At 69.4% G+C, this 21,007-nt stretch carries 14 protein-coding genes; 2 read left to right on the top strand and 12 right to left on the bottom strand.

All coding sequences use genetic code 11. The features are described 5' to 3' along the window. The 7 genes from EOINJALH_RS18270 to EOINJALH_RS18300 all read right to left on the bottom strand — a co-directional run. A partial coding sequence (locus EOINJALH_RS18270; protein WP_144290083.1) for an MASE3 domain-containing protein occupies positions 1-2,606 on the bottom strand: 2,606 nt, incomplete at its 3' end. Between the two features lie 105 nt (positions 2,607-2,711). After that, a complete protein-coding gene (locus EOINJALH_RS18275) occupies positions 2,712-3,683 on the bottom strand; it encodes a helix-turn-helix domain-containing protein (RefSeq protein ID WP_158219808.1) in 972 nt (323 codons plus the stop codon). Between the two features lie 128 nt (positions 3,684-3,811). After that, entirely contained in the window at positions 3,812-5,512 is a 1,701-nt protein-coding gene (locus EOINJALH_RS18280; RefSeq protein ID WP_088282679.1) for an AMP-binding protein, read from the bottom strand. A gap of 16 nt (positions 5,513-5,528) precedes the next feature. Then, positions 5,529-6,542 carry a YCF48-related protein gene (locus EOINJALH_RS18285; RefSeq protein WP_088282681.1) on the bottom strand — a complete coding sequence of 338 codons (1,014 nt, stop codon included), beginning with the start codon at positions 6,540-6,542 and terminating at the stop codon, positions 5,529-5,531. Positions 6,543-6,549: 7 nt separating this feature from the next. Next, entirely contained in the window at positions 6,550-8,910 is a 2,361-nt protein-coding gene (locus EOINJALH_RS18290) for an RND family transporter (RefSeq protein WP_088282683.1), read from the bottom strand. A gap of 73 nt (positions 8,911-8,983) precedes the next feature. Continuing rightward, positions 8,984-10,942 (bottom strand): DUF1302 domain-containing protein, encoded by a 1,959-nt coding sequence (locus tag EOINJALH_RS18295; protein WP_088282685.1) that lies wholly within the window; start codon positions 10,940-10,942, stop codon positions 8,984-8,986. A gap of 26 nt (positions 10,943-10,968) precedes the next feature. After that, the gene (locus EOINJALH_RS18300; RefSeq protein ID WP_234413915.1) at positions 10,969-12,381 is read right to left on the bottom strand and encodes a DUF1329 domain-containing protein; all 1,413 of its coding nucleotides are present in this window, start codon (positions 12,379-12,381) and stop codon (positions 10,969-10,971) included. 338 nt (positions 12,382-12,719) lie between these two features. Between EOINJALH_RS18300 and EOINJALH_RS18305 the strand changes: the two genes are divergently transcribed. Together EOINJALH_RS18305 and EOINJALH_RS18310 are read left to right on the top strand one after the other, a co-directional pair. Next, positions 12,720-13,130 carry a hypothetical protein gene (locus tag EOINJALH_RS18305; protein ID WP_088282687.1) on the top strand — a complete coding sequence of 137 codons (411 nt, stop codon included), beginning with the start codon at positions 12,720-12,722 and terminating at the stop codon, positions 13,128-13,130. A gap of 155 nt (positions 13,131-13,285) precedes the next feature. After that, entirely contained in the window at positions 13,286-13,480 is a 195-nt protein-coding gene (locus tag EOINJALH_RS18310) for a hypothetical protein (RefSeq protein ID WP_144290084.1), read from the top strand. 89 nt (positions 13,481-13,569) lie between these two features. Here the strand turns inward: EOINJALH_RS18310 and EOINJALH_RS18315 are convergent, their stop codons facing one another. The 5 genes from EOINJALH_RS18315 to EOINJALH_RS18335 form a co-directional block, all read right to left on the bottom strand. Beyond that, entirely contained in the window at positions 13,570-15,156 is a 1,587-nt protein-coding gene (locus EOINJALH_RS18315) for an ABC transporter substrate-binding protein (protein ID WP_088282691.1), read from the bottom strand. Between the two features lie 88 nt (positions 15,157-15,244). Next, complete coding sequence (locus tag EOINJALH_RS18320) at positions 15,245-16,747, bottom strand: amidohydrolase family protein (protein ID WP_088282748.1); 1,503 nt, start codon at positions 16,745-16,747, stop codon at positions 15,245-15,247. A 65-nt stretch (positions 16,748-16,812) separates the two neighbouring features. Then, on the bottom strand, positions 16,813-18,483 hold the full coding sequence (locus EOINJALH_RS18325) for a hypothetical protein (protein ID WP_088282693.1): 1,671 nt from the start codon (positions 18,481-18,483) through the stop codon (positions 16,813-16,815). Positions 18,484-19,039: 556 nt separating this feature from the next. Beyond that, entirely contained in the window at positions 19,040-20,032 is a 993-nt protein-coding gene (locus EOINJALH_RS18330) for an ABC transporter ATP-binding protein (RefSeq protein WP_088282695.1), read from the bottom strand. Then, a complete protein-coding gene (locus EOINJALH_RS18335; protein ID WP_088282697.1) occupies positions 20,029-21,006 on the bottom strand; it encodes an ABC transporter ATP-binding protein in 978 nt (325 codons plus the stop codon). The genes EOINJALH_RS18330 and EOINJALH_RS18335 overlap by 4 nt, the downstream gene beginning before the upstream one ends. Position 21,007 lies beyond the last annotated feature (1 nt).

Genomic DNA, 21,007 nt, shown 5'->3' on the forward strand with positions numbered 1-21,007 from the left:
TTGTTGATGGTGTCGAGCAGGTGGTCGCCGGCGGCATCGATCTTGTCCAACCGATCGGCCTGCTCGGGGGCCACGCCCGAGCGCCGGATCAGGTGCGCCATGCCGATGATCGCGTTCAGCGGCGTGCGGATCTCGTGCGACATGTTGGCCAGGAAGGTGCTCTTGGCGACGGTGGACGATTCCGCGGCCTCCTTGGCCACGGCCAGTTCGCGCGTGCGCTCGTCGACCAGCGACTCGAGGTGCTGGCGATAACGCTCCAGCTCGGCGGCCGCCTCCTTCTGCTCGGTGACGTCGACGCAGAAGCCGATGTAGCCGATGAAGCGGCCCTGCGAGTCGCAGCGCGGATTGCCGTCGTCGCGCAGCCAGCGGTAGGCGCCGTCGGCGCGGCGCAGCCGGTACTCCATGCTGAAGGGCACCCGCCGTTCGAAGGCCTCGACGTAGGTCTGCATGCAGTGCGCGTGGTCGTCGGGGTGGACGCCCTCGGTCCAGCCGTTGCCGGTTTCCTGCTCGAGGCTGCGGCCGGTGAAGCGCAGCCAGGGCTCGTTGAAGTAGGTGCACTGGGCGTCGAGGCCCGAGGTCCAGATCAGCGCCGACCCGCCGTTGGCGAGGTTGCGGAAATGCTGTTCGCTTTCGCGGACCTGGAGTTCGGCCCGCTTGCGCTCGGTGATGTCGGACCAGATCGACGCGACGTACGAGCGGCCCGCGAAATCGAGCATGCGCATGCTGACCCGCACGTCGCGGACGCTGCCGTCGCGGTGGCGGTGGCGCGACTCGAACACCGCCGGCCCTGCCGCGGCCAGGGTGCGGCGCGCCGCGAGGTGGTCTTCGACGTCGCGCGAGGCCTGAATGTCGGCCAGGGTCATGGCGGCGAACGCCTCCCGCGTGTGGCCCAGGTTGCGGGCCGCGGCGTCGTTGAACTCGACGAAGCGCCCGGTCTCGGCGTCGATGAGGGCGATGGAATCGGCCGCCTGGCTGGCGATGGCCAGGAAGATGGCCTCGCGCTCGCGCAGCCTGCGCTGCACGGCGCGCTGCTCGACCACGCTGGCCAGCCGCGCCGCCACGGCGTCGAGCAGTTGCTGCTCTTCGGGCAGGAACACCGGCAGCTCGTCCGGCGCGCGCGCATAGCCCACGGTGATCGATCCCGCCTCCTCCCCCGCGAGGCGGATCACCGTGCGCTGCTGCCACGCGGTCTCGGTGTGGCCGGCGCTGGCGTAGGCGTCGCCCTGGACGACCACCCGCGCCGACGCCATGGCCGAGTGCTGCCAGGCCGCCGGCAGGTGGTCGGCCACCGCCTGCAACTGGGTGGCCAGCGGTTCGGTCAGGTCCTCGGTGAGCCGGAACACGCCGTACAGGCCGTCCAGCTCGCGGAGGCGCTGCTGCAACTGCTGCTGCATCGCGCGGCGTCCCGTGATGTCGTGCGCCACGGCCAGCACACCGACGAGCGTGCCGTCGGCGGCCACCATCGGCGTCTTGCTGATCTCGAAAAGGCCGCGGTAGCCGTCGGCCAGGAAGGTCATGCGCTCCTCGCGGGTGACGGACTGGCCCGAGGCCATCACCTCGCGGTCCTGGCGGCGGAACTCGTCGGCCAGCTCGGGGGGCACGAAATCGTGGTCGGTACGGCCGACGATGCGGGCTTCGGGCGCGCCGTAGCGGCGCTCGAAGGCCGCATTGCAGCCCAGGTAGACGCCATCGGCATCCTTCAGCCAGATGGGGTCGGGGACGGTGGCCACCAGGGCCTTCAGGCGCGAGCGCTCGAGGTCCAGCTCGCGGTAGGGCTGCTGCACCCCCGCGACGAAGAGCGCCCGATAGATCATCAGGTAGGCCAAGGCCTTGTAGACGTGGCCGAGCAGGTTGAAGACATCGGTCACGTCGGCATACAGCGTGAAGAACATCTCCGCCAGGCCCTGCACCCAGGCGGCGGTGCCCAGCCACTGCCACTCGCTGTTCTGCGATCGCCGGCCCCGCAGGTACAGCAGCACCGCGGCCACGGCATAGAGCGCCGCCAGCAGGTATTCGGCACCGATCTTGAACGGCGTCAGCCCGCGGCCGTCGACGAAGGTGTGCGGCAGCCACTCGGCACGCCACAGGCCGACCCACCAGATGCCGGCGGCCAGCGCCACCGATGCCGCCAGGGTGGCCGGCGCGGACCATCGCCGCGGCTGGGTGACGGCCACCAGCAGCAAGGCCATGGCGGCCACGAAGCGTCCGGCCAGCCAGAAGTTGATGGCCTTCTCCGGGCCGCTGGGCGTCACCCAGTCGGGCATGCCGACATACGACAGGGTGTGCGCCAGGTCGATCAGGCCGACGGCGAGGAAGGCCGCGGCCAGCGTCATGCGATGGCTGTTCTCGGCCTGCTGCCGCAGGTTCCAGGCCAATGCGAACACCATGCCCGACACCACGATCGCCAGCACCTCGAGCACGGTGTGCAGCGGCAGGTACTGCGCCGGCGACGCGAAGAAGCGGGTGGCCGGCAAGGCCTGGCCGAAGATCAGCACCACGGTCAATGCTGCCGCCCACGCCAGCTGCGGCTGCCTCATCCAGGTGGTGGCACCGACGGCATCGGTGCCTGTCGCGGGTGCGTTGCGTTGCGCTGACCGGTTGCCCATGCCCTTGGCCTTGGCGATTCGGCAATGACACTATCACGGAAACCCAGCCGCCACCGGGGCCCGCGGCCCCCCGGGTTCAGGTCGGGCGGTTCGTCCTGCGCTGGATCAATGCGAGGCCGACAGGCCGCGCGCGTGGCGCAGGGTCTCGGACGGCAGTTCGCCGAACATGTGGCGGTAGTCGGCCGCGAAACGCGACAGGTGCCAGAAGCCCCAGCGCGCGGCGCGGTCGGCCACGGGCTCGTCACCACCGCGGCGCAGGTCGCGGCGCACGCCATTGAGCCGCAGCGCGCGCAGGTAGGTGACCGGGCTCATCTGCAACACGTCCTGGAAGCTGTACTGCAGCGTGCGCCGCGAGACGTGGATGGCTTCGCACAGGTCGGGCACGGTGATGGGTTCTTCGGCGTGCGTGGACATGTAGCGCCGCGCCTCGCGCACCACGCGCTGGCGCGTGGCCGCCGTGGTGTCGCCGGCGCCTGCGGGGGCCATGCGGCGGCCAAAGCGGTGGATCAGCGCGTCGCACAGCGAATGCACCAGCGCCTTGCGCAGCGGCTCCTGCTCGAGCAGCTTGGGGCTGTCGGCGGCGGTGCCCAGGGTGGCCAGCAGCAGTTCGCGCAGCGCGGCGTTGTCGGCCTCGCTGCCGTCGATCAGGTCGTTGCGGTCGAGCGTGCCGACGAAGCCCACGCCATCCACGCGCTGCGAGTAGCCGTCGAGGAAATCGCGGTCGACACCGACGGCGACGATGTCGAAATTGCCGCGCGTGGCCAGTTCGAACTCGCCCCCGGCGATCAGCCCGAAGGCCTGGCGCTCGTCGAGCCGGCGGCCGCAGAACCAGCCCTGGTTGTGCGCGCCCACCGGCACGGCCAGCGTCAGTGTGCTTGGGCAGGGCGCACCACGCTGCAGCACGGCGTGCGAGGTGGATTCGCGGAACACCTGCACCGGGCCCAGCCACAGGTCTTGCAGGCGGCCGTCGAAGCGGCCGGGCGCAACCTGGTCGTATTGCTGGTCCCAGCGCGACAGGCTGGCCGCGTGGTCGTTGACGTCGTCGGACTGGATGGTCTGGTATTGGAAGGCCGTCATCGGCTGCTCCTGCGCTCCGCCTGCAAGCATGGCACACCGCAGGACCCGCAGCGTGCCGTCGAAGCTCAGGGTAAGCACGAATCACACCATCGCCGCCGACCATGCAAGCGCGCCGATGGTGCGTGCGATCAGGCGGTCTTCTGCTCCACCAGCCCCAAGTCGGCGATGCTCTGCTGGCGCATCAGGTACTTCTGCACCTTGCCGGTGATCGTCATCGGGAAGGCGTCGACGAAGCGGATGTGCCGCGGCACCTTGTAGTGCGCGATCTGGCCGCGGCAGAACTCGCGGATCTCGTCGGCGGTGGCGCGCTCGCCGCTGCGCAGGATGATCCAGGCGCACAGCTCCTCGCCGTACTTCAGGTCGGGCACGCCCACCACCTGCACGTCCTGCACCTTGGGGTGGCGGTACAGGAACTCCTCGATCTCGCGCGGGTAGACGTTCTCGCCGCCGCGGATGACCATGTCCTTCAGCCGCCCGACGATGTTGACGTAGCCCTCGGCGTCCATCGTGGCCAGGTCGCCGGTGTGCATCCAGCCGTCGGCATCCACCGCCTCGCGGGTCTTGGCCTCGTCGTTCCAGTAACCCTTCATCACCGAGTAGCCGCGGGTGCACAGCTCGCCGGTGGCGCCATGCGGCACGGTCTGGCCCTGGTAGTCGACCAGCTTCACCTCCAGGTGGGGCTGCACCCGGCCCACCGTGGACACGCGGCGCTCCAGCGGGTCGTCGACCGCGCTCTGGGTGGACACCGGCGAGGTCTCGGTCATGCCGTAGGCGATGGTCACCTCGCGCATGTTCATCTGCGCCTGCACGCGCTTCATCACCTCCACCGGGCAGGGCGAGCCGGCCATGATGCCGGTGCGCAGCGTGGCCAGGTCGAACTCGGCGAAGCGCGGGTGGTCGAGCTCGGCGATGAACATGGTGGGCACGCCGTACAGCGCGGTGCAGCGTTCGGCCTGCACCGTTTGCAGCACGGCCAGCGGGTCGAATGCTTCGGCGGGGTAGACCATGGTGGCGCCGTGCGTGAGGCAGCCCAGGTTGCCCATCACCATGCCGAAGCAGTGGTACAGCGGCACGGGGATGCACAGGCGATCGGCCTCGGTCAGGCGGATGGCCTCGCCGACGAAGAAGCCGTTGTTCAGGATGTTGCGGTGGGTGAGCGTGGCGCCCTTCGGGAAGCCGGTGGTGCCCGAGGTGAACTGGATGTTGATGGCGTCGTCGCAGGCCAGCACGGGGGCCAGTGCGGCCAGGCGGGCGCGGCTGGCGTCGGTGGCCCGGTCGGGCAGCTCGCTGAAGTTGAGCATGCCGTCGGTGGTGTCCTCGCCCAGGCGGATCACCCAGCGCAGGTGCGGCAGCGCGCGCGCGTGCAACTGGCCGAAGGGGCTGGCGGCCAGTTCGGGCGCCAGGTCGTTGACGATCTCGAGGTAGTTGCTGGTCTTCAGCGACGGCGCCAGCACCAGGGCCTTGCACTCGACCTTGTTGAGCGCGTACTCCAGCTCGGACCGCCGGTAGGCCGGGTTCACGTTGACCAGCACCAGCCCGGCCCGCGCGGTGGCCAGTTGCGTGAGCACCCACTCGGCGCAGTTGGGGGCCCAGATGCCGATGCGGTCGCCGGGGTCCAGGCCCAGCGCCAGCAGGCCGGCGGCCACGGCATCGGCCCGCCGGGCCAGCTCGCGCCAGGTCCAGCGCACGCCCTGGTGCGGCACCACCAGCGCCTCGCGCTCGCCGTGGCGCGCCACGGTGGCGTCGAGGGCCTGGCCGATGGTCAGGTCGATCAGCGGCGGCGTGGTCACGCCGCGGGCGTGCGAGAGGGTGGTGTCGGTCGAGCTCATCACGGGTCTCCCTGCGTCAGCGCGGCGCCGAGGCGGCCGCCGCAATCGGGTGGATCTGCACGCCGCCCTGGCCCAGCAGCACCACCTGGCCATCGGGGCCGGGCAGCACGCCGCCGAGGCCGGCACGGTCGTCGCGCACGGTGGATTCGAAACGGCGGCCGTCGGCGCTGTGCACGACGACCCCGCCCAGCCCGGCCAGCACCACCGCGCCATCGGGCAGTTGCACGCCGCCGCCCAGCGACTGGTCGGTGCCGGTGGGCACGCTGGCGAAGGTCTTGCCGCCATCGTCGCTGCGCAGCAGGTTGCCGCGCATGCCCCACACCAGCATCGCGCCGTCGGCCAGCGTGGTGCCGCCCCAGATCGAGCCCTTGTAGGGCAGCGCCACCTTCTGCCAGGTGCGCGCGTTGTCGTCGCTGCGGAACAGCAGGCCCGATTCGGCGGCGATCCACAGGCTGGCTGGCGCGCCGCCCGCGCCCGGCGGGCCGGCGAAGATGTGGTTGAGGTGGCGCTCGCCGTCCTCGCCCTCGGCGATCTCGAAGCGCTTCCAGGTCTTGCCGCCGTCGTCGGTGGTGGCGGCATAGCCATAGGCACCCACGGCCAGGCCTTCGGTGGCGCTGCGGAACCACACCGAGAACAGGATCTCGGGCCCGTCGAGCTGGCCCGATTGCAGGGTCCAGTGGTCGCCACCGTCGGTGGTGGCGATGACGATGCCGCCATGGCCCACCGCCCAGCCGCGGCGGGCATCGACGAAGTGCAGCGCGGTCAGCGTGGTCACCGTGGGCACGCTCTTGGCCTGCAGCCAGGTCTTGCCGCGGTCGTCCGACACCAGCACGTGGCCGTGCTCACCGACCACCACCAGCCGCGGGCCGATCCTGGCCCCGGCCAGCAGCAGGTTCTTCGACGCCAGCACGGCCAGCGTGGCATGTCCGGCCGGCACGGCGGCCGGCGCGCGCGCGCCGACGACGGCCCAGGCCAGCCCCGTCACCAGCGCGGCGGCGAGCAGGGACGCGATCACGATGGGTGCTCTCATGGCGTGCTCAGTGCGACAGGGTCGGCGCGCGCACCGGGCCGCGCCGCGGGATCAGCGTGTCGATCACCACCGCCAGGGCCGGCAGCAGGGTGATCGCCATGACCATGTTGATGGTGAACATGAAGGCCAGCAGCAGGCCCATGTCGGCCTGGAACTTCAGGTCGGAGAAGGCCCAGGTGGCCACGCCCACCGACAGCGTGATGGCGGTGAAGATGGTGGCGTTGCCCGTTTCCAGCAGCGCCGCCTTGAAGGCCGGCTCGATGGCCACGCCGTGCGCCAGGTGCAACTGCAGCCGGTTGTAGATGTAGAAGGCGTAGTCGACGCCGATGCCCACCGCCAGCACCATCACCGGCAGCGTGGCGACGGTGAGGCCGATGTCCAGCGTCTTCATGAACCAGTAGCCCAGGAAGGTGGCCACGGTGAGCGGCACGCAGCAGGCCACCATCGCCCGCCAGTCGCGGTAGGTGAACAGCACCAGCAACACGATGGTGCCGTACACGTACAGCATCATCGGCAGCTCGGTGCGCTCGAGCACCTCATTGGTGGCCGCCTGCACGCCGGCGTTGCCGCTGGCCAGGCGCACGGTGACGGTGTCGAACTTGTTGGCCTCGCGGTACTGCTTGGCGGCATCGATCACCGACTTCAGCGTCATGGCCTTGTGGTCGGTCAGGTACACATTGATCGGCAGCACCGTGCAGCGCGGGTCGTACAGGCCCGAGCCTTCGCCCACCAGACCGATGAAGCTGGCCATCGAGCGCTTGTCGCGCGGCAGCGCGGCCCACTTCAGGTTGCCTTCGTTGAAGCCCGAGGCGCCCACCTTCACCAGCCCCGGCAGCGAGGCCACGCTGGTGACGCCCTCCTGGTTGGCCATGTGCCAGGCGAAGCGGTCGATGTAGGTCATGCGTCCGAAGTCGTAGCAGCCTTCCTCGGGCACCTCGTTGACGATGGTGAGCACGTCCAGGCCCAGGCCGAAGCGCTCGACGATGGCCACCGCGTCGCGGTTGTAGCGGGCGTCCTCGCGCAGCTCGGGCGCGCCGGGCTTCAGGTAGCCGATGTGCCGGCCCTGGCTCTGCCACCAGGCCAGCGCGAACACCACCAGGCCGATGCCGACGACCACGAAGGCCACGCGCTTCTCGGCCACCCGGTCGAGCACCGCGATGACCTCCTCGCGACGTGCGCGCAGGGTGTCGATGCGCGGCACGTAGTCGTCGGCGAGCTTGAAGTACGAGGCCAGCACCGGCAGCATGATCAGGTTGGTGACGATCTTGTAGGCCACGCCGATGCTGGCGGTGATGGCCAGCTCGCGGATCATCGGGATCGGGATCAGCACCAGCGTGGCGAAGCCGACGAAGGCCGTCACCAGGGCCATGGTGCCGGGGATCAGCAGGCCGCTGAAGCTGGAGCGCGCGGCGTCGTAGCTGCTCTTGCCGGCGCACATCTCGCGCGAGATGTAGTTGACCTGCTGCACGCCGTGCGACACGCCGATGGCGAACACCAGGAAGGGCACCAGCACCGCCAGCGGGTCGAGGCCGTAGCCCAGCAGTTTGAGCGTGCCGAACTGCCACACCAGCGACACCAGCGAGCACACCAGCGTGACGAAGGTGAAGACCACCGAGCGGCAGTACCAGAACACGGCCAGCGCGGTGAGCACGAAGGCCAGCACGAAGAAGATCGCCACCGTCTTGGCGCCCTCGGCGATGTCGCTGATCTGCTTGGCGAAGCCGATGATCTGGATCTCGACGTCGGCATCCTCGAACTTGGCGCGGATCTCGGTCTCGAGGCGCTTGCCGAGTTCGATGTAGTCGGTGCGCGCCTTGGTCTGCGGGTCCATGTCGAGCAGGTCGGCGATGACCATCGCACCCGACCCGTCGGTGGCCACCAGGCTGCCGATGTAGCCGCCGGTGACGACGTTCTCGCGGATCTGCACGATGCGCTTGTCGTCGAGCTTCTCGGGCGTGACGTCGCCGCCGATCACGTCGCGGGCCTGGAAGCCCTCTTCGGTGATCTGCAGCACCCGGGTGTTGGGCGTCCACAGCGACGACACGGTGCGCCGGTCGACGCCGGGCATGTACAGCACGGCCTTGGTGACGTCGTTCAGCTTGCGCAGGAAGGGCACGTTCCAGATGTCGCCCTTGCGCGCATGCACCACCACCATCAGGCGGTTGGCGCCGAACAGCGTCTCGCGGTACTTGAAGAAGGTGTCGGTGTACTCGTGGCCGCTGGGCAACTGCTTGTCGAAGCCTGCGTCCATGTGCAGGCGCGCGGCGAACACGCCCATCACCACGGTGACGACGGCCAGCAGCGCCAACGTGGCGCCGCGGCGGCCGAAGATGAGGTTTTCGAGGCGCTGGACGAGTCGGGCGATCATGCGGTCGGCTGGGCAGCGCAGGGGGCGCCCTGGTCCGCGCCGACGGCGCGGACCAGGGCTGCCCGTTGCAGGGTCAGAAGGTGTAGGCCAGGCTGGCCGCGAAGAAGCTGCGGTCGCGCATCAGGTTACTGGTGCCGCCGCCCCAGAAGTGCGACACGCCGATCTGGCCCTTCCAGGTGCTGCTCTTGTCGAGCGTCACGCCCAGGAACAGCGACTTGCGGCCTTCGACGAACGGGATGGTGTTGGGCGAGATGCCGCGCACGTCGTGGACGAAGTCGATCTGCGGGATGACGTTCAGGCCCAGGAAGGCGTCCGGGTAGGTCAGCGCCACCTCGAGCACATAGCCCCACGAGGTCTTGTTGGGCACCCCGTAGCTCGGGAAGATCAGGTACGGGATGTTGGCCGTGTCGAGCTTCGGGTAGTGCGCCACCGCCACCTCGGCCAGCACGTAGCCTTCGGCCGCACCCAGGCTTTTCATGATGGCGCCGATCGGCGAGTTCACCTCGATGAAGTAGAAGCCGGTCAGGTGGGCCTGCCACTTCTTCTCTTCGACATAGCCGCGGGTGTAGGTGCGGCAGGTGGCCGGGTCGTGCGTCTTGCCGGGGCCGGCCGACACGGCGTCGCCGGTGCCGAGCAGGCAGCTCACGCCGTCCATCACGCTGTAGCCCATGGCCTTGCCCGGCGCCAGGCCGGTGAACGGGAAGGCGAAGGCCGTGGCCAGGCCCGCGGGCACCGGCACGGTGGGGTCGATGGCCACCGAGTCGCGCGGCCGGTACGAGATCTCGGCACCCACCGCCACCGGGCCGGCCTTGGTGTTGAGCGAGAAGCCGAACAGGTCCTTGTCCTGGCCGTACTCATTGAAGTACGACAGGCCCAGCAGGTTGCCCTGCGAGGTGGGCGTCACCAGCGACGAGTTCTTTGCGTCCGCCACGAAGGACGTGAACGGCAGCTTGTCGTGGTAACGCATGTAGTAGAAGGCCAGTTCCGCGTCGATGCTCTTGGGCTTCAGGCGCATCGCCAGGCCGTACTGGCCGCGGTCGGGCGGCTCGCGGTCGCTGCGTTCGATGGGCACCACGTTCTCTCCGGGGGAGATGCGCGCGCCGGCACCGTCGCCGCAGGTGCCGGGCGTGAACGAGGTGACGCCGCCGATCGCGCAGAGGCCGAAGGTCGACGGCGCGTAGGCCGGCCGCTGGCCCTTGCCCACCACGTCGGCGCCGGAGAAGAAGGTGCCCACCGGGTCGAACTGGAAGCCGTTCCAGCGGAACTGGTAGTAGCCCTCGAGGTTGACCAGCGAGCTCAGGCCGGTGTTGAAGTACAGCATCGGCGCCGGGCGGAAGATCTCCTTCAGCTGCGTGCCGGGCGTGTGGTACTTGCGCAGGTCGAGCGGGTTGATGCTGTTGACGCCGCCGAGGATGAATACGTCCTCGCCCCAGCTGACCACCTGGTTGCCCAGCTTGATGGTGGTGGGCGCGCCGCCGATGGACAGGTCTTTCGAGATCCACAGGTCGAGCAGCTGCACGTTGCGGGCCGCCAGGTCCTTGGCGTCCTGCGACAGCGGCGTGGTGCGGGTGTTGTCGACCTTGGTGTCGACCACCCAGGTGCCGCGGCCGAGGAACTTCCAGCCGTCGCCCCACTTCAGGCCCAGCTCGTGCGTGCCCTTCAGCGCCAGCGAGACGATGTCGCCCTTCTTGTAGTTGAGGTTGCCGTCGTCGCCATTGAGGAAGTTGAAGTCGGGGTTGGCCGCCGCGCCGCCACCGGCGCCGTGCAGGTTGGTGCCGATGGGGCCTTCGAATGGCACGTCGCCGCCATTGTCGTTGCCCAGGTTGGTGGCGAGCGGATTGCGCAGGCGCACCTGCAGGCCGTAGGACAGCGTGGTGTTGAAGTCACCGCGCAGGCCGCCTTCGGTCTCGAAGCTGATGGCCTGCGCGCCACCGGCGGCAGACACCAGGGCGGCGGCCAGGGCCACCCGCCGGATGGTGGCGCGAGGGGCCGTGCCGAGGGCCCTGCGGGCCAGGCTGGGATGCTGGGTCATGGTGGGTTCTCCTCCCGCGCGGTGGCTCAGCGGCCGCCGGCGCGACGCAGTTCATCGGCGTCGAAGCGCTTCGGGTCGATGCGACCCTCGCGTCCGGCGAGCCAGTCGACCTTGCCCTCCTGCGGCATGTTGTCGGCCATGTAGCGGCCGACGTTCAGGTCGTAGCTGATGTAGCCCTGGTACACGCAGGCCGGCAGCTCCCAGGCGCTGTACGGGTAGCTCTCCATCGAGCGCCAGATCTTGCCCTGCGCGTCGTACAGGTCCTGCACCACGGCCATCCAGGTGTCCTCGTCGAGGTAGATCACGCGCTTGGGGAACAGGTGGCGCATGCCGGACTTGACCGTGGCCTCGATCTTCCAGACGCGGTGCAGTTCGTAGCGGATCAGGTCGCGCTGCGGGTAGTCGGGCCCGAAGATGTCCTTGAACTTCTTGCTGGTGTCGTTGAACTTGAAGGTGTTGTACGGGATGTAGAGCTCCTGCTTGCCGACCACCTTCCAGTCGTAGCGGTCGAGCGGGCCCGAGAACATCGGGTACTGGTCGACCATCAGCAGGTTCTCGTAGCCCGGCACCGGGTTGTCGTAGCTGAAGGTGGGCGAGCGGCGCACGCGGCGCTGGCCGGGGAAGTACAGCCAGGCGTCGTTGGCCTTGTCGAGGAAATAGTGGATGAGGATCATCTCGCCCGCGCGCGCGGCCGGGGACACCACCTCATTGAGCAGCTTGTACTCGATGCCCTCGGATTCGGCCATCGACTTGGCCTTGGTCGAGCCGAAGGGCGTGAGCGTCCACTGGTCCTGCACCAGAGGCACGAAGTCGCCGCCCTTGGGCTGCGAGAAGATCGTCGCGTAACGCTCGATGCGGCCCTCGCCCGTCCAGTGCAGCTTGTGGTTCCACATCGCCTCGGCGCCGTTCTTCGGGATCGGGAACGGCACGCCGCCGGGCGTGGCCTTGGCCATGTCCCAGCCGTTGGGGGCCATCGCCGCGCCGGTGGCGTTGGCGCGCGAGCGCTCGTACACCGCATCGGGATAGCCGCAGGAGCGGCGCGACGGGTACACGTTCATCTTGTAGCCCTTGAGCTGCTTGATGAGCGCGAGCTGGCCTTCGGACAGCTTGTCCTTGTGCTTGTCGGCGCTGGCGGCGTCGATCGAGAACAACACCGCATCGGACGCGTAGGGGTCGGGCCGCGGCTGGCCGGGCTTCCAGCTGCCCGGCGCCTTCAGGTCGCCGCCCTTCCACTCGGGGATGCTGCCGTCCTTGTTGGCGGCGCGCTCGGCGCCCACCGGGGTGAGTTCCTTGCCGAGCTTGGCCGCCTCTTGTTCGGTGGCCGCGGGGGCGGCGCCGGCCAGGGCCATCAGCGCCGAGCCGGCCAGCACCGCCCGCGCCGATCCGGCGAGTGCGGACCGTGCCGCGTTGCACAAACCAGAAAGCCGCATGCGAGACATGGTGGGTCTCCTCCTCGTGACAAAGATCGGGCCCGCCCGCCTGCAGGCGGTGGATGGGCGATGGCGGATGGTCGATCGGGGCCGCAGGCCGCCGTTAGCCCGATCCGGCAATCCTGTCCGGCCACGGGCGGTACCCTGCGGAGGTCCATCGAACGACGGCCCGGCAACCCCGAGAAGTCGCTTGCCGAATCCGGATACTGGTGTTTCACTTGCGGGGTCGCGCGCCATGGCCAGGCGCCCGCCGGAATCATCACGCGCCGCAAGATGCATGCTGCAACACGGCTGCAACGAAGCGGCGGGACACTCCAGGCCTTGCCCGATTCCCCAGGAGACACCCGATGACCGATGCCGACGTCCCATCGAACGCCGCTGCCGCCGAGATCGGACCCCTGGTGGGCGCCGTCTACCAGACGGCCCCGCCGGCCGAGCGCCGCCGCCTGATCGAGCACCTGATGCGCCCGCTGGGCCTGTTGAGCATGGCCGCGGTGGCCGGCGGCGTGTTCACCGCCATCCGACTGCGCAGCGGCTGGGATTCGATGCAGGTGCGCCTGGACGACACGCTGAACATCGGCGCCACCGAGGTGTCGGCGCTGGCCGACATGGTGCAGCAGGTGGACGCTGAGGCATTGGACGGCCTGGCCCGCCTGCTGATGGCCAGCCCCGCCCTGGCCGGCACGACGGCGGCCGTGTTGCTGCTGCGCGCCCTGAAGGCCCGCCGGGGCGGACGCTCGGGGCAGGTCCTCGGCTGAGGTGCCGAGGCGTCACCGGCGTCCCCACATGCCGGCAATCGGCCATCGTACGAACTCTTTCGTCCGCTTTACCCTGCAGCAAAGGTTGCGGTCATCCCCGCCCGACGGGGCACGTTGATCACTCTGGCGGCGCGTGGTCCGCTCAGGAGAAGAACGTGAAGCGCATGTCCAGTCTGATCAAGCTCGCCACCCTCGCCGCCCTCGGCATCTCGCTCAGCGGCTGCATCGTGCTGCCGTGGGGCGGCCACCGCCATGGCGGCCATGGCGGGTATCGCCACCTGTCCGCGACGCAGGCGCAGCCGGCGATGGCCGAAGCGCCGCGCGGATCGTCCTACGCCCGCGGACAATGAGTCGGCAGCCGATCGTCGTCGGCTGATCCTCGGCGGATGATGCCGCATGGGCAGCGGTGCGCCGCGCAAGCGGCGCGCCCCAACAGCGTTCACTGCTTCTTCAGGTTCCAGTAAAGGTGGCCGTTGCTGACGAAGAAGCCACTCACCTGGCGCCCGGCGGCCAGCGGCACGTCCACCTCGCCCAGCGGTGCGTGGGTGCCGATCTCGAAGGCGCGGGTCTGGATCGCATCAGCCAGCTTCTTCTTGGCCGGCTCGTCGGTGGCGCGCAGGAACTGGTCGCGCAGCGCCATCAGCGCGTCGTCCTTGGCCCAGCCGAACCAGCCTGACTTCTCGCCGCGCGTGTCCATCGTCGGGTTGCTGATCGGGTTCCAGATGTCGTGGGCCTGCCAGCCGGTGATCAGCATGTTCCAGCCGCCCTTGTCCGGCGCGTCCTTCTTGGCGCGGCGGCCGACCAGGGTCTGCCAGTCCATCGCCTGCAGGTCAACCTTGAAGCCGGCCTGGCGCAGCAATTGGGCCGCCACGTCGGGCAGCTTCTGGATCGCCGCCAGGTCGGTGGGCTTCATCAGCACCACCGGCGTGCCGTCGTAACCCGATGCCTTGAGCAACTCCTGCGCCTTCTTCATGTTGCTCTTGCTCTGGATGTCGCTGCCCGCCGCGCTGCCGTATGGCGTGCCGCACATGAACATGCCCGGGCAAGTGCGGTAGAGCTCCTTCACGCCCACCTGCGCGCGCAGGAACGGCTCCTGCGCGAACGCGGCCAGTGCGGCCTGCCGCACCTTGGGATTGTCGAAGGGCTTGTGCAGGTGGTTGAACCGCGCCATGTACTGCAGGCCGAGGTTGGCCACCCTGGGGATCTGCAGCTTGGGGTCGGCCTTGACAGTCTCGTAGTGGTCGAACGACAGCTGCTCGATGATGTCGACCTCGCCCTTCTGCAGCGCGTTCACCTGCGCCTGCGCATCGCGCAGCGCCAGGTTCCATTCCACGCGGTCGACGTACACGCGCTTGCCGCCCGTCGTGCCCGACGGCGGCTCGCTGCGCGGCACGTACTTGGCGAACTTGGTGTACACGGCCTTGTCGCCGGGCTTGAATTCGTCCTTCTTGAAGACGTAGGGGCCCGAGCCGATGTGCTCTTCGATCTGCTTGAACGCATCGGTGTCGGCGATGCGCTTGGGCATGATGAAGGGCACGTTCGACGACGGCTTGCCCAGCGCCTCGAGCACGAAGCCGCAGGCCTCGCCCAGGAAGATGCGGAAGGTGTCGGGCGCCGGCGTGTCCATGCGCTGCACGAACTGCATCAGCGCCGAGCCCATGGCGTCGCGCTTGCCCCAGCGCTGCAGGCTGGCCACGACGTCCTCGCTGGTCACCGGCTTGCCGTCGTGGAACTCGAGGCCCTTGCGCAGCTTGAAGGTCCACAGGCGATGGTCGGCGCTTTCGGTCCAGCTCTCGACCATCTGCGGCTTGATCTGGTTCTTCTCGTCGGTGCCGAACAGCGTGTCGTAGACCATGTAGCCGTGGTTGCGGCTCATGTAGGCGGTGGTCCAGATCGGGTCGAGGATCGCCAGGTTGGAGTGCGGCACGATGCGCAGCACGTTGGCCTGCGCGATGGCGCCGGTGTGGACGAATGTGGCGCCGGCGGCCAGGGCGAGCGCGGCGAGGGTTCTGCGGTGGAATTTCATCGGGGAGACCTCGGGAAGATCGATGGTCGGCCCTCGGACATCCCAAAGGCCATGTGCACATTGTGGTCTCGCCGAATGGGTGCCCCGCTCAGGGTAGACGCGCAACGGCCGCCGTGCCCGCGCCCCGGCCGGTGCGCACGATGACCTGGCCCTGCCGCGCCCCGGCGTGCGCGCCCTGGCGCCAGGTGATGGCGCCGTTGACGATGACCACGTCGATGCCAGCGGCCACGCGCTGGGGGTCGTCGTAGCGGGCGGTGTCGAGCACGGTGTCGGGGTCGAACACCACCACGTCGGCGGGCCGGCCGACGGCCAGCGTGCCGCGGTCGTGCAGGCCGAAGTTGCGTGCGGTCAGGCCGGTCATCTTCCACACCGCGGTCTCGAGGGGGAACAGGCCCAGGTCGCGGCTGTAGTGCCCCAGCACCCGCGGGAAGGTGCCCCACAGCCGCGGGTGCGGCTTGTCGCCGATGGGGATGCCGTCCGAGCCGATCATCGTCTCGTCGAAAGCCAGGATGCGCTGCACGTCGCCCTCGTCCATCATGAAGTAGATGGCGCTGCCGGGCTGCAGGCGGCGCGCCGCCTCGTCGCGCGGCACGCCCCATTCGGCGGCGATGTCGGCCAGGTCGCGACCGGCGCATTCGGGGTGCGGCACGCTGGAGGCGATCAGCACGCGGCCGTCGATCAAGCCGCGGTCGGTGCGGATCATCGTCGACCCGGCGGTGTAGGGATAACAGTCCAAGGACACGCACTGGCACTGCATGGCCCGACGCACGTGGGCCAGCGTCTGCGCCGACTTGCCGAAGTTGTGCGGCAGCTGCACCTTGTGGTGCGACAGCACCACCGGCACGTCGAGCTCGCGGCCGATGCGCAGGGCCTCGTCCATCGCCGCCGTCATCGCGTCGGCCTCGTCGCGCAGGTGGGTGGCGTAGAGCGCCCCGGTGCCGGTGAGCGGGCGGCCGAGTTCGATGATCTCCTCGGTGCTGGCCGCCGCGGCCGGCGGATAGAAGGTGCCGGTGGACAGGCCCACCGCGCCGGCGTCCAGCGCCTCCTGCAGCAGGCCCTGCATCGCGGCGATCTCGCCGGCCGTGGCGCTGCGATCGAGATCGGCCACCGCCGTCACGCGCAGCGTGGTGTGGCCGACCAGCGGCACCACGTTGACCGACGCCGGCGTGCGCCGCAGCGCGTCGAGGAAGTCGGCAAAGGTCTCGAACGGCGCACGGGCGTCTGCGTCGAGCAGGTTCAGCGGCGCCGGCAGCGGCCCGCCCGCACGCAGGGGTGCAAGGCTGATGCCGCAGTTGCCGGTGACCACCGTGGTCACGCCCTGCGACACCTTGAACACCATCTCGGGCGTGGCCAGCAGCGCCTGGTCGTCGTGGGTGTGCGAATCGATGAAGCCGGGGGCCACGATGCGGCCGGTGGCATCCAGGGTCTGTCGCGCCGCGCGCCCGCGCAGGTCACCGAGGGCCGCGATGCGGCCATCGAGCAGGCCAACGTCGGCCTCGAAGCGTGGCGCCTTCGTGCCGTCGATGACGGTGCCGCCGGTGATCAGCAGGTCGAACACCGGGGCCGGTGCGGTGGCGAGGGGGTTCGTCATGTCGATGGGCACCACGGTGGACGGTTGGGCAGCAGGAACGGGTGCGATGCAGCGGCCGGGCCAGGTCAATCGGCGTCGCGCCGCCACACCGCGGCGAAGGCGCGCAGCTTGCCCCAGGCCGGGAGCTTCTCCTCGGACAGCGCATCGAGGAAGTCCGACAGGCGCTTGCTCTTGACCATGGTGTACACGGTGAGCGCCCCAGTGGCCACGAAGACCAGCGCGAACAGCGCCAGTCGCTGCGGCCACGGCGCGTCGGCCTCGGCCAGCAGGTTCATGCCGAGGAAGCCGGTGGTCACCGTGCCGATGAGGCCGAAGATCGTCACCACCGTCAACCGCACCACGGTGTTGGCCTGGCGGCGCAGGCTGTCGGCATCGAGGTAGGCGTTCATGTCGGCGATGCGTTCCTTGACCTCGCCGTACAGCGGGTCGAGTTCGAGGTGGTCGGCCGTCATGCGGAACAGCGCGCGGGCCTGCGCCTGCTCGGCCACCTCGTGGAACCAGTAGCGGTGGGTGAAGCGCAGGAAGCCCTCGAAGCTGGCGCGGATGCCGCGCTTGAAGCGCTTGACGGTGCTGGCATCGCGCACGTTCAATCGCTTCAGCGCCTCGACCAGCCGGTCGCTGAACATCAGCAGCGCCGCCTTCTGGAAGTGCGCGATCAGGAAGATCAGGAAATGCTCGTGGCGAAACTGCGCCAGCACGCCGCGCTCGGCGCAGCGGAAGAAATGCGCATCGGCACGGCCCACCACGACCATCGCGTGGCCGCAGCACAGGTAGCGCGTGTCGGGTGCAGATCCGCCAGGCGACCAGAAGCGGTCGAAGCAGTGGCGGGCCTCGAAGTCGGCCAGGTGCTGCTCGGCGTAGGGCAGGCCACTGCCGCCGCGGCCGCCGGTGACCAGCCCCAGGCGGACGAAATCGCTGCGCGACAACGCGCGCGGCTCGTCCAGCGCCAGGTAGGCCATCACAGGCATGCGGTGGTACTCGAGCTGCCGGTAACGAAGATGGTGAGCAGCATTGGTCGCGCTGCCCGGCGCCGCATGCTCGGCCCGCAGCGGCTCGAGCAACCAGGCCCAATGGGCGGCGATGCGCGGCGCGCGGTGCTCGGCCACATAGGCCAGGAAGGCCTCGCGGTCGTGTGCGTCCGAGCGCGCCAGCACCGTGCCGTCGGCGGCCAGCCACTCGGCGCCAGCCAGGCAGTGCACGGGCTGGCCTTGCGCGTCCCAGCCCGGGGGGTAGCCCCGGCCGAAGCGGTAAAGCAGTTCCTGCGCCTGGTCCAGCCGCAGGTCGTCGGCCTCAACCTCGACGTTGAGCAGCACCACGTCGACATCGAAGAAGAAGTACAGGTCCACATGCACCACGCGCAGCGTGATCGGCGCCTCGCCGACGCGGGTGACCACGCGCACCGCGGCCACGTCACGGCGGCGGAACACGCGCATCGGCGGACCACTGGCGTCGTCATCGGCGTGGCGGGCGGCACGCCCCTCGCCATAGAGGAAGCGCTGCACGTAGGGCAGGAAGGTGACGAACTCGTGGTAGTGCCGCTCGTGGAACTTGTCGGGGTCGCCGGTGTACTCGTCGACCTGTTCGCGCCAGGGCGAGGCCTCGCCCAGGTCGCGCAGCACGTGCCAGGGCGGGTGCCCGGCGCGGCCGGCCACGGGCATCACCCGCAGCGGCCACAGCAGCACCTGGCGCAGGTGACGGACCAGCGGGTTGGTGTCGATGGCTGGCGCGTCGGTCATGCGGCAGTGTAGGCAGGGCGACGAGCCATCCGACACGGGTCAAGCCCGCATCAGCGGTGCCTCGAGGTCCCGCCATGCAATTGCGGAGTCGCGCCATCGGCGCTCCTGGGCAGCGGACTGGTTGGGGCGCTCGTAGCGGACGTTCCGAACGGCTGCTCAGAGCAAACCCCTTCGACGTGGGCGCGAGGCCGAGGCCACCGGGTGGCCGGCTGACTCCGTGTCCCCCGCCCGCGGACGAACGCGTCCGCGGGCTCCTCCTTTACCTGCGTCATCCGGCCACCCGGCGCCCTCGGCCCGGATACAGCGGCGCACATCGACGCGCCATCGTTCGCGTCGGCACCTCGGTGGTGTTGGAGCGCCGTGACGGGTTGCCCTGTTCTGCGCAGGTAAAGGAGGAGCCGCTGGCCCCGTTCGGCCAGCGGCGGGGGACACGGAGCAGAACAGGGCAGCCAGGCGCGGCGCTCCCGCGCCACTCATCGAACGACGGCTGTTCAGCAGTGCAGCAACGGCCGCTGAGAGCCCAGAGCAGCGAGTCAGCGCGATCGACCCAGGTCGATCAGCTCCTCAGGTGGCACGCCACCTGATGCCCCTCGCCCACGATCTTCAGCAACGGCGACTGCACGTCGCACAGGCCCTTCTGGGCGATCGGGCAGCGGGTGTGGAAGTGGCAGCCGGGGGGCGGATGGATGGGGCTGGGCACGTCGCCCTGCAGCATGATGCGCTTGCGCTTGACCGTCGGGTCGGGGATGGGCACGGCCGACAGCAGCGCCTCGGTGTAGGGGTGGCGCGGCTCGGTGTACAGCGCGTTGGCCGGAGCGATCTCGACGATGCGGCCGAGGTACATCACCGCCACGCGGTCGCTGATGTGCTCGACCACCGACAGGTCGTGCGCGATGAAGATGTAGGTCAGGTCGAACTTGGCCTGAAGGTCTTCCAGCAGGTTGATCACCTGGGCCTGGATCGACACGTCGAGCGCCGACACCGCCTCGTCGCAGACGATGAGCTTGGGCGACACCGCCAGCGCGCGCGCGATGCCCACGCGCTGGCGCTGGCCGCCCGAGAACTCGTGCGGATAACGCTGCATGTGGTCAGCCCGCAGGCCCACTGTCTCGAGCAGGTCGACGATGCGGTCGTGGTACTCGGCAGGCGTCTTGGTCAGCTTGTGGATCGTCAGCGCCTCGCCGATGATCGAGGCCACCGTCATGCGCGGGTTGAGCGAGGCATAAGGGTCCTGGAAGATGATCTGCATGTGCCGCGCCATGCCACGCAGCGCGGTGCTGTCCATCGCGGTGACGTCCTGGCCCTCGAACACCACCCGACCCGAGGTGGGCTCGATGAGGCGCAGGATGCAGCGCCCGGTGGTGCTCTTGCCGCAGCCCGATTCGCCGACCACGCCCAGTGTTTCGCCGGCCTGCAGCGAGAAGCTGACGCCGTCGACCGCGTGCACCTTGTCGACCACGCGGCCCAGCAAGCCGCCCTTGATCGGGAAGTGCTTGACGAGGTCCTGCACCTCGAGCAGCGGCTGCCCCGGGGTCGACGGTGCGGTCATGCCGCCACATCCAGGATGCAGGCCACGCGGTGGCCGCCCGCCACCTCGCGCAGCGGTGGCGTGGCCGCCGTGCAGGCCGGGATGGCGTGCTTGCAGCGCGGCGCAAAGCGGCAACCCTCGCCCGGCGAGATGAGCTTGGGCACGGTGCCGGCGATGGTTTCGAGCCGCACCTTCTTGATGGCCGCGGTGTCGATGCGCGGGATGGAGCGGATCAGGCCCTGGGTGTAGGGGTGCCGCGGGTGGCCGAACAACTCTTCCACCGTCGCCTCCTCGACCACCTTGCCGGCGTACATGACCACCACGCGCTGTGCCACCTCGGCCACCACGCCCATCGCATGCGTGATCAGCATCACCGCCATGCCGAACTCGCTCTTCAGTTCGGACAGCAGGTCGAGGATCTGCGCCTGGATGGTGACGTCCAGCGCGGTGGTGGGCTCGTCGGCGATGAGCAGCTTGGGGCCGCAGGACAGCGCCATGGCGATCATCACGCGCTGGCGCATGCCGCCGGAGAATTGGTGCGGGTAGTCGTGGACGCGCCTTTCCGGCGTTGGGATCTTCACGCGCTTGAGCATCTCGATGGCGCGGTCGGTGGCGTCCTTCTTCGACAGGCCTTCGTGCAGCCGCAGCGCCTCGCCGATCTGGTCGCCGATGGTGTACACCGGGTTCAGCGAGGTCATCGGCTCCTGGAAGACGATGGCAATCTCCTTCATGCGGATCTTGCGCATCGCCTCGTCGGACAACTGCAGCAGGTCGCGGCCCTGCCACAGGATGCGCCCGCCGGCGAAGCGCCCGGGCGGCATCGCGATGAGCCGCATCACCGACATCGCGGTGACGGACTTGCCGCAGCCCGACTCGCCCACCACGCATAGGGTCTGGCCGGCGTCGACGCTCATGTCGACGCCGTCGACGGCATGCAGCCAGCCGTCGTCGGTCTTGAAATGGGTTTCGAGCCCCTGGATCTCCAGCAACGCCATG

This window comes from Ideonella sp. A 288 (assembly GCF_002198735.1).
GTDB lineage: Bacteria > Pseudomonadota > Gammaproteobacteria > Burkholderiales > Burkholderiaceae_C > Pseudaquabacterium.

Coding starts and splice junctions, on each gene's coding strand:
- EOINJALH_RS18275 (WP_158219808.1), bottom strand. CDS start 3,683: ATGACGGCCTTCCAATACCAGACCATCCAGTCCGACGACGTCAACGAC.
- EOINJALH_RS18280 (WP_088282679.1), bottom strand. CDS start 5,512: ATGAGCTCGACCGACACCACCCTCTCGCACGCCCGCGGCGTGACCACG.
- EOINJALH_RS18285 (WP_088282681.1), bottom strand. CDS start 6,542: ATGAGAGCACCCATCGTGATCGCGTCCCTGCTCGCCGCCGCGCTGGTG.
- EOINJALH_RS18290 (WP_088282683.1), bottom strand. CDS start 8,910: ATGATCGCCCGACTCGTCCAGCGCCTCGAAAACCTCATCTTCGGCCGC.
- EOINJALH_RS18295 (WP_088282685.1), bottom strand. CDS start 10,942: ATGACCCAGCATCCCAGCCTGGCCCGCAGGGCCCTCGGCACGGCCCCT.
- EOINJALH_RS18300 (WP_234413915.1), bottom strand. CDS start 12,381: ATGTCTCGCATGCGGCTTTCTGGTTTGTGCAACGCGGCACGGTCCGCA.
- EOINJALH_RS18305 (WP_088282687.1), top strand. CDS start 12,720: ATGACCGATGCCGACGTCCCATCGAACGCCGCTGCCGCCGAGATCGGA.
- EOINJALH_RS18315 (WP_088282691.1), bottom strand. CDS start 15,156: ATGAAATTCCACCGCAGAACCCTCGCCGCGCTCGCCCTGGCCGCCGGC.
- EOINJALH_RS18320 (WP_088282748.1), bottom strand. CDS start 16,747: ATGACGAACCCCCTCGCCACCGCACCGGCCCCGGTGTTCGACCTGCTG.
- EOINJALH_RS18325 (WP_088282693.1), bottom strand. CDS start 18,483: ATGACCGACGCGCCAGCCATCGACACCAACCCGCTGGTCCGTCACCTG.
- EOINJALH_RS18330 (WP_088282695.1), bottom strand. CDS start 20,032: ATGACCGCACCGTCGACCCCGGGGCAGCCGCTGCTCGAGGTGCAGGAC.
- EOINJALH_RS18335 (WP_088282697.1), bottom strand. CDS start 21,006: ATGGCGTTGCTGGAGATCCAGGGGCTCGAAACCCATTTCAAGACCGAC.